The organism is Nonomuraea sp. NPDC049709 (genome assembly GCF_040674815.1).
In the GTDB taxonomy this organism is placed as follows: domain Bacteria; phylum Actinomycetota; class Actinomycetes; order Streptosporangiales; family Streptosporangiaceae; genus Nonomuraea.
Window position 1 is genome coordinate 17,324 of sequence record NZ_JBFANM010000005.1, and the last position, 6,639, is coordinate 23,962.

Consider the following 6,639-nt stretch of genomic DNA (forward strand, 5'->3'; position numbering starts at 1 on the left):
GCCCCACCCGCGGGACCGCCGGCCGGTCCCGGTCGTGGAGACCGTCGACCGGGCCCGTCCGGTTCGTGGCGTCAGGGTCAGTGACTGATGCTGCGGTCGTCGCCACCGGAGCCGATGGCGGCGTGCTCCTCCTCGTGCCCGTGCCCATGCCCGTCGTCCAGCGGGATCTTCTCCCCGCCGTACGCCTTCGACATGCGCCCGCGCAGCTTGCCGAGCGGGCCGCGCATGCCCTTCGGCGGGATGCCCGAGGTGTCCTCGTCCACCGGCAGCATCGGCACCGGCGTCTTGCCGCGCATGTGGGCCTCGATGTCCTCCGACGGCGGCGTGTGGACCTCGATGAACTCACCGTGCGGCAGCCGCTTGATCACGCCCGACTCCACGCCGTGCGAGATGACGGCCTGGTCGGACCGCTGCAGGCCGAGGCACATGCGGTAGGTGATCAGGTAGGCCAGCGCCGGGGCGACGAAGATCAGCACTCGACCGGCGTAGGTCGTGTGGTTGAGGCTGACGTGGAAGTTCGCCGCGATCTCGTCGTTGGCGCCGAGCAGCCACAGCACACCGTAGAACGTGATCGCCGACATGCCGATCGAGGTGCGGTGCGGGTTGTTGCGCGGACGGTCGGCGACGTGGTGCTCGCGGTTGTCGCCGGTCACCCAGCGTTCCAGGAACGGGTAGAGCGCCAGGCCCGTCATGATGATGCCCATCGGCACCAGCGCCGGGATGATGACGCTCAGCGGCAGCGTGCCCGCGTGGGACGTGCCGAAGAGGTTGATCTCCCACGGCGGCATGATGCGCAGCGCGCCTTCGAGGAAGCCCATGTAGAAGTCGGGCTGCGAACCGGCCGACACGTCCGCCGGCGTGTAGGGGCCGAACAGCCAGATCGGGTTGATCTGGGTGAACGTCGCCAGGCCGCTGACCACGGCCAGCGTGAACAGGAAGTACGCGCCCGCCTTGGCCATGAAGGCCGGGTAGAACGGCGCGCCCACCACGTTCTTGTTGTCGCGGCCCTTGCCCGGCATCTGGGTGTGCTTCTGCACCCACATGAGCACCATGTGCGCCGAGATCAGCGCCAGCAGGATGCCCGGGATGAGCAGGATGTGCAGTGAGTAGAACCGGGCGATGACATCCTCACCCGGATATTCCCCACCGAACAGGAAGAACGTGATGTACGTCCCCACCAGCGGCAGCGAGATCGCCACACCCTCGGTGATCCGCAGACCGGCGCCGGAGAGCAGGTCGTCGGGGAGGGAGTAGCCGGTCAGACCCTCGGCCAGCGCCAGCGTCAGCAGCAGCACACCGATGATCCAGTTGAGCTCGCGCGGCTTGCGGTAGGCGCCGGTGAAGAACACGCGCAGCGCGTGCACCATCATGCCGGCCACGAAGAGCAGGGCCGCCCAGTGGTGCATCTGCCGCATGAGCAGACCACCGCGGACGTCGAAGCTGATCTCCAGCGACGATGCGTAGGCCTCGGACATCAGGACGCCCTTGAGCGGCGCGTACGAGCCGTCGTAGGCGATCTCCATCATGCTGGGCTTGAACCAGAGCGTCAGGAACGTACCGGTCAGCAGCAGGATGATGAAGGAGTAGAGCGCGATCTCGCCCAGCAGGAACGACCAGTGGTCCGGGAAGATCTTGCGCATGTTGCGCTTGAGGAAGTTGGCCCCGCCGAGGCGCTCGTCGAGGAAGTTCGACGGCCCGGCGATGGCCTTCGGCGTCTTCTTCAGCTCGTCACTCATGCCTGGCCTCCCTTCGACCTGGCCTCGGCCTCGGCGTCACCGCGTTCCCAGTAGCTGGGGCCGACCGGCACGTCGAAGTCGCCCTGGGCGATGAGGTAACCCTCTGCGTCGACGGTGATCGGCAGCTGCGGCAGCGGCCGCGCGGCCGGGCCGAAGATGACCTTCGCACCGTCGGCGGCGTCGAACGTCGACTGGTGACACGGGCAGAGGATGTGGTGGGTGTTCTGCTCGTACAGGGCCGCGGGGCAGCCCACGTGGGTGCAGATCTTGGAGTACGCCACGATGCCGTCGTGCGTCCAGTTCTGCCGGACGCCGCTCTTGATCTCCTCCGGACGGAACTTGATCAGGATGAGCGTGGCCTTGGCCAGGGCGGTCAGGTCGTGCTGGTAACCCTCGGGGACGACCGACAGGATGCCGCCGGGCGAGTTGAAGTCGGCCGCCCTGATGGGCTGGCCGGTGCCCTCGACGACGAGCCTGAGCGGCTTGCCCTCCTTGGTCTTCTCGCCCCAGACCGTGTGCCGCAGCGTGCTGTTGAACCTGGCGCCGGGCATCTTGCTGTTGTCGAGGTCGCGCAGCAGCACCAGCGGCACCAGGCCGAGCGGCGCGGCCGCGAGCAGCAGCGTGCGGCGCAGCAGCTTGCGCTTGACGAAGCCGCTCTCGTTGGCGCCCTGGATGAACGTCTCCGACACGACCTCGCGGTCGTCCTCGTCGGAGGCCATCGCGTGGCGCTCCTGGACCAGGGAGTATTTCGGCATGATCTGGCGGACCCAGATCACGATGCCGACCGCCAGGCCGAGGATCGCCACCGTGAGCGAGCCGCCCAGCGCCAGGTTGGACGTGCCCGTCGCCTCTGGGCTGCCGACCTGGAACACGACGTAGGAGATGATGAACGCGATGGCGGCCAGGAAGGTGATCGTGAAGCAGAGCGCCACGATCTTCTCGGCCTTGCGGGCCTTGGTCTCGTCCTGGAGCGTGACGCCCGGGACGTCCTCGTCCGCTTCGGCCGCCTCGGCGGTGCCGAGCATCGAGGTGCCCGGCGCGGGGGTGCCGATGACGCGCTTGGGGACGCGGTCGTCCGGCTGCTCGATCTCGTGCTCGTTGTCTGTCATGACTTCTGTCGCTTCTTCGCGGTGATCCAGATGGCGGCGAGTGCGAGGGCCGCGATGCCCACCACCCACGCTACGAGACCTTCGGTGACCGGGCCAATGCGGCCGAGGCCGAAACCACCGGGGTCCTTCTGCTCACGGACCTGGGTGATGTAAGCGATCATGCTGCGCTTCTCTTCGGGCGTGATCGTCGAGTCGTTGAAGACCGGCATCGCCTGCGGCCCGGTGACCATCGCCTCGTAGATCTGCGTCGGCGTCGCCTCGTTGAGGTTGGGGGCGTACTTGCCCTGCGTGAGGGCGCCACCCGCGCCGACCCAGTTGTGGCACTGGATGCAGTTGGCGCGGAACAGCTCGCCGCCCTTGCCGGCGTCACCGAGCTTCGGGTCCACCTGCTCGTGGCCCGGCACCTGCGGGCCGCCGCCGAGCGACTGCACGTAGGCCGAGATCTGCCGCGTCGTCGTCTCGTTGACCCAGGGAGCCAGTGGCTTGCGCGGAGCCTGCGGCCCCGGCGCGCCGGCCGGCATGCGCCCGGTGCTCATCTGGAAGTCGACGGCCGCGGCGCCGACGCCGATGAGCGTGGGCGCCGTGGTGGTGCCCTGCGCGTTCATGCCATGGCAGCTCGAACAGTGCTGGACGAACAGGCTCTTGCCCTCGGCCACGTCATCGACCTTGCCCGCCGCCAATGCCGCGTCGGCAGGCTTACCCACCTGGACAAAGGCGGTGTATACCATCCCGACCAGCGCCAACGCGAAAATCAGGACGGCGTATCTCGCGAGGGGATGCCGCCGCCAAGCGGTGATCCTAATCACAGAGATCCCGTTCCTTAACGAATGATGTAGATGGTCGCGAAAAGACCGATCCAGACGACGTCTACGAAGTGCCAGTAGTAGGACACGACGATCGCGCTGGTGGCCTGCTCATGCGTGAAGCGCTTCGCGGCGTACGTGCGTCCCAGCATGAACAGGAACGCGATCAGGCCACCGGTCACGTGCAGGCCGTGGAAGCCCGTCGTCAGGTAGAACACCGAGGTGTAGGCGTTAGCGGACAAGGTCGCGCCCTCTGACGCCAGCTCCATGTACTCGTACAGCTGCCCGGCGACGAAGACCGCGCCCATGAGGAAGCTGACGATGTACCAGAAGCGGAGCTTGCCGACCTGCCCCTTCTCCGCGGCCCACACGCCCAGCTGGCACGTCACACTCGACAGGACCAGGATGATCGTGTTGACCGTCGCGAACGGGATGTTCAGGTGAGCGCCCTCAACGAGCTCGAGGCCCGCCTTGTGCAGCGCGGGGCCCCATACGAGGCCCTGGCCCTCGCTCACCGACCGGATGGTGAAGTACATCGCGAACAGCGCCGCGAAGAACATGAGCTCAGAGGACAGCCAGACGATCGTGCCCACGCTGACCAAGTTGGGTCTGCGGTACGACTGTGCTGTCGTCGTCGAAGTTATTGCGGATGCTGTCGCCACGGGCAGCATTATTGCGGCTCCGGTGGTCGGTCCGGCGCACGACCCCCCGTTAGGAGGTACAAACCGGGAGCCAACCTGGGATAATCGACACAAAACACCCACCAGGCATGGTGGCCTGGGTCTGCACGCCGACGCACCGGTACGATCCCAGGTGACCATACCGTTTCGACTGATAGTGAGCGCGACCGATGTCCACTGGGAGCACCGACGAGAAGATGAAGGTCCTCGTCTACAGCGACGACGCCGCCACCAGGGCCGAGGTGAGCCAGGCCATCGGCAGGCGCCCCGCGGCCGACGTACCCCTCGTGGAGATCGTGGAGTGCGCCACCGAGCCCAAGGTCCACCAGTGGCTCGGCTCGGGCGAGATCGACGTGGCGATCCTCGACGGCGAGACGCAGCCCGCAGGCGGCATGGGCGTCGCGCGCCAGGCCAAGGACGAGGTCTACGACTGCCCGCCCATCTGCCTGATCATCGCCAGGCGCGACGACCGGTGGCTGGCCGACTGGTCCAAGGCCGACGCCGTGGTGCCGCAGCCCCTGGAGCCCATGGTCCTGGCCGACACGGTGGCCGACCTGATGCGCCGTCGCTCCTCCACCCGCCTCAACGCTAAGTAGGTGCCCATGGACTCCCGGACGACCTGGCCCACCCTGCTTTCCGCTCTCCTGTCCGGAGAGCACCTCACATCCGACGAGTCGGCCTGGGCGATGCGGGAGATCATGTCCGGCGCCGCGACGCCCTCCCAGATCGCCGGCTTCGTGATCGCGCTGCGCGCCAAGGGCGAGACGGTGGCCGAGGTGGTGGGCCTGGCCCGCACCATGCTCGACCTTGCCACGCCGCTGAGCGTGGAGGGCCCCGTGGTCGACATCGTCGGCACGGGCGGCGACCGGGCGCACACCGTCAACGTCTCCACGATGGCCGCCATCGTGGCCGCCGCCGCGGGCGCGCGCGTCGTCAAGCACGGCAACCGCGCCGCCTCGTCCTCCTGCGGCGCCGCCGACGTCCTCGAGCACCTGGGCATCCGGCTCGACCTCACGCCCGAGCAGACCGCGCAGGTGGCGCGCGAGGCGGGCATCGCCTTCTGCTTCGCGCCGGTCTACCACCCCGCGCTGCGCTTCGCCGGCCCGACCCGCAAGGAGATCGGGGTGCCCACGGTCTTCAACTTCCTGGGCCCGCTCACCAACCCGGCCCGCCCGTCCGCCCAGGCCATCGGCGTCTACGACGCCGACATGCTGCCGGTGCTCGCGGGCGTCTTCGCCGAGCGCGGGGTCTCCGCCCTGGTCTTCCGCGGCGACGACGGCCTCGACGAGCTCACCATCGCCGCCACCTCGACCGTCTGGGTCGTCAAGGACGGCACGGCGACGCAGACCACCTTCGACCCGGCCGTCCTCGGCATCCCGCGCGCCGACGTGGGCGCGCTGCGGGGCGGGGACGTGGCGTTCAACGCCCAGGCGGTCTATGACCTGGTGCGGGGGAAGACGGGGCCGGTCCGCGACGCGGTGCTCCTCAACGCGGCCGCGGCCCTGGTGGCGCTCGACGGGCCGGGGGACGAGCTGGACTCGGCCATGATCGACGGCTACGCACGCGCGGTCCAGGCCGTCGACTCCGGCGGCGCCGCCGCGGTCCTGGACCGCTGGGTCGAAGCCAGCGGCTCCTTCCGCCCCGCCTGACCCCCGGCCCACCCCGGGCTTCCCGCCCCACCCCGGGCCCACGCGGCCAGCCCGCTGGGCCCGCCCGACCCACCCCGGCGCCACGCGCCACCCCCGGGCCTGCCCGACCCACCGCGTGCCGCGCGCCACCCACCCGGGCCTGCCCGACTCACCGCAGGCCCGCGCGACCCACCGCGTGCCGCGCGCCACCCACCCGGGCCTGCCCGGCCATGGCCCAGGCGCCACACCCCGCCTCACCGGCCCTATGGCCAGGCGCCACGCCCCCGGGCCACCGCCTCGCCCGCCCTGTGGCCCGACGGCGCTCCCTCGTGGGCAGGCACCTCAGCAGGCGGGCGCCTTTGCCACGGGCCACGCGTCAGGGAGCGCACGCGCGGAAGGCGGGAGCTCCGCCGAACGTGCCCGCAAGCCGGGCGGACAGCCGTGGGCGCGCCATGGCCACGAACGTCGCAGACCGGCAGGACAGCCCGGATACGGCCGCGAACGCCGCCGGCGGGCGGCACGGCCGGTCTCACAAGCCACGGCCGGCGTCGCCGCACAGGGCAGGGCCGCCGCACAGGGCAGGGCCGCCGCACAGGGCAAGGCCGCCGCACAGGGCAAGGCCGCCGCACAGGGCAAGGCCGCCGCACAGGGCAAGGCCGCCGCACAGGGCAAGGCCGCCGCAC

General features: G+C 69.8%; 6 protein-coding genes. 2 read left to right on the forward strand and 4 right to left on the reverse strand.

What is annotated here, in order from left to right; all coding sequences use genetic code 11:
* Positions 1-77 precede the first annotated feature (77 nt).
* The 4 genes from AB0J69_RS06260 to AB0J69_RS06275 are packed head-to-tail and all read right to left on the reverse strand — an operon-like array spanning position 78 to position 4,319.
* Positions 78-1,736 (reverse strand): ubiquinol-cytochrome c reductase cytochrome b subunit, encoded by a 1,659-nt coding sequence (locus tag AB0J69_RS06260; RefSeq protein WP_364113455.1) that lies wholly within the window; start codon positions 1,734-1,736, stop codon positions 78-80.
* Positions 1,733-2,845: a Rieske 2Fe-2S domain-containing protein gene (locus tag AB0J69_RS06265; RefSeq protein WP_364113457.1), complete on the reverse strand. Its 1,113-nt coding sequence runs from the start codon at positions 2,843-2,845 to the stop codon at positions 1,733-1,735. Before AB0J69_RS06265 ends, AB0J69_RS06260 begins: the two co-directional genes overlap by 4 nt.
* Positions 2,842-3,651, reverse strand: a complete 810-nt coding sequence (locus tag AB0J69_RS06270; RefSeq protein WP_364113459.1) for a c-type cytochrome — start codon at positions 3,649-3,651, stop codon at positions 2,842-2,844. Before AB0J69_RS06270 ends, AB0J69_RS06265 begins: the two co-directional genes overlap by 4 nt.
* Before the next feature lie 14 nt (positions 3,652-3,665).
* Positions 3,666-4,319, reverse strand: coding sequence for a heme-copper oxidase subunit III (locus AB0J69_RS06275; RefSeq protein ID WP_364113461.1), 654 nt, complete (start codon positions 4,317-4,319; stop codon positions 3,666-3,668).
* Between the two features lie 179 nt (positions 4,320-4,498).
* On the opposite strand from AB0J69_RS06275, the gene AB0J69_RS06280 reads away from it, so the two are divergent.
* Complete coding sequence (locus tag AB0J69_RS06280; protein ID WP_364113463.1) at positions 4,499-4,924, forward strand: hypothetical protein; 426 nt, start codon at positions 4,499-4,501, stop codon at positions 4,922-4,924.
* A 6-nt stretch (positions 4,925-4,930) separates the two neighbouring features.
* Positions 4,931-5,977 (forward strand): anthranilate phosphoribosyltransferase, encoded by a 1,047-nt coding sequence (trpD, locus tag AB0J69_RS06285; protein WP_364113465.1) that lies wholly within the window; start codon positions 4,931-4,933, stop codon positions 5,975-5,977.
* Positions 5,978-6,639: the final 662 nt, after the last annotated feature.

What these genes read in the sequence shown, in the direction of transcription:
- trpD (WP_364113465.1), top strand. Translation starts at nt 4,931, where the DNA reads ATGGACTCCCGGACGACCTGGCCCACCCTGCTTTCCGCTCTCCTGTCC.
- AB0J69_RS06260 (WP_364113455.1), bottom strand. Translation starts at nt 1,736, where the DNA reads ATGAGTGACGAGCTGAAGAAGACGCCGAAGGCCATCGCCGGGCCGTCG.
- AB0J69_RS06265 (WP_364113457.1), bottom strand. Translation starts at nt 2,845, where the DNA reads ATGACAGACAACGAGCACGAGATCGAGCAGCCGGACGACCGCGTCCCC.
- AB0J69_RS06275 (WP_364113461.1), bottom strand. Translation starts at nt 4,319, where the DNA reads ATGCTGCCCGTGGCGACAGCATCCGCAATAACTTCGACGACGACAGCA.
- AB0J69_RS06280 (WP_364113463.1), top strand. Translation starts at nt 4,499, where the DNA reads ATGTCCACTGGGAGCACCGACGAGAAGATGAAGGTCCTCGTCTACAGC.